Origin of the sequence: Paenibacillus forsythiae T98 (assembly GCF_000520735.1) — a bacterium.
In the GTDB taxonomy this organism is placed as follows: domain Bacteria; phylum Bacillota; class Bacilli; order Paenibacillales; family Paenibacillaceae; genus Paenibacillus_AQ; species Paenibacillus_AQ forsythiae.
Window position 1 is genome coordinate 1 of record NZ_ASSC01000713.1, and the last position, 1,238, is coordinate 1,238.

Annotated in this window: 1 protein-coding gene; it reads left to right on the forward strand. The window is 57.3% G+C overall.

Annotated elements, in window-relative coordinates; translation table 11 throughout:
- Positions 1–158 precede the first annotated feature (158 nt).
- Positions 159–1,238: excinuclease ABC subunit UvrC (gene uvrC / locus L692_RS0121925; protein ID WP_025702143.1), on the forward strand; the 1,080-nt coding region annotated here is incomplete at its 3' end.

Here is a 1,238-nt window from a genome sequence, read left to right on the forward strand (position 1 = left end):
CGAGAAGGGACCGCTTGATTCATACCCAGGTCACCACCCCAGTGCTCAACGCCGCTCATTCGCCCATTTCCGGGTGTCCAGAGGGCGGAGCCCTTGGGGTCCTCCCCAGTGGGGAGGATTTAGGAGGGGCGCCCACGGATTTTAGGAGGGGAACAACGATGTACATGGACAACATCAGGGGCAAGCTGGCGCTGCTGCCGGACCTGCCCGGATGCTACCTGATGAAGAACGAGGAAGGCACGATCATTTATGTAGGAAAAGCGAAGGTATTGAAGAACCGCGTCCGCTCCTATTTTACAGGCAGTCATGACGGCAAGACGCAGCGGCTGGTTGCGGATATCCGCGATTTTGAATATATTGTCACCGCCAGCAACATGGAAGCGCTCATTCTGGAGTGCAACCTGATCAAAAAGCATATGCCGCGCTATAACGTGCAGCTCAAGGACGACAAGACCTTCCCCTACATCAAAATCACGAATGAACGGCATCCGCGCCTTGAAGTGACGCGCCGGGTGCTCAAGGATAAGGCCAAATATTTCGGACCGTATCCGAACGCCTATGCGGCCCAACAGACGAAGAAGCTGCTCGACCGGATGTATCCGCTGCGCAAATGCGGGGCGATGCCGAGGGAGGTATGCCTCTATTACCACATGGGCCAATGCCTGGCGCCGTGCGAGAAGGAAGTGTCCAAAGCCGCCTACGAGGAGATTACCCAGAGCATTTCAACCTTTCTCGGGGGCGGGCATGAAGCGGTCAAGAAGGATCTTCAGCAGAAAATGCAGGAGGCCGCGGAGGAGCTTTATTTTGAACGGGCCAAGGAACTTAGGGATCAGATCAACTATATCGAAGCTTTGATGGAGAAGCAGAATATCAACACGCCGGACACGAAGGACCGCGACGTATTTGGGTATGCTGTAGATAAGGGCTGGATGTGCGTACAGATTCTCTATATGAGACAGGGAAAAATGATCCAGCGCCACTCCTCCAGCTTTCCGTTCTACGGCGAAGCCTTTAGCGACTTCATGTCGTATGTGACGCAGTATTACAGCGAGAATCCGGCGCTGCCGCAGGAGATTCTGCTGCCTGAAGCGTTGCTCATGGAAGGCGCGGCATCCGTGCTTCCGGCTGAGCCGGCGGACGCCGGAATCGCGGCGGCGGACGATTCCGCCGATCTTGCGGCTGCGGGGAGCGAAGCCGCATCGGTCAGCGCGGCCGGCGGGGCTGCGGCGGGCGCCGCC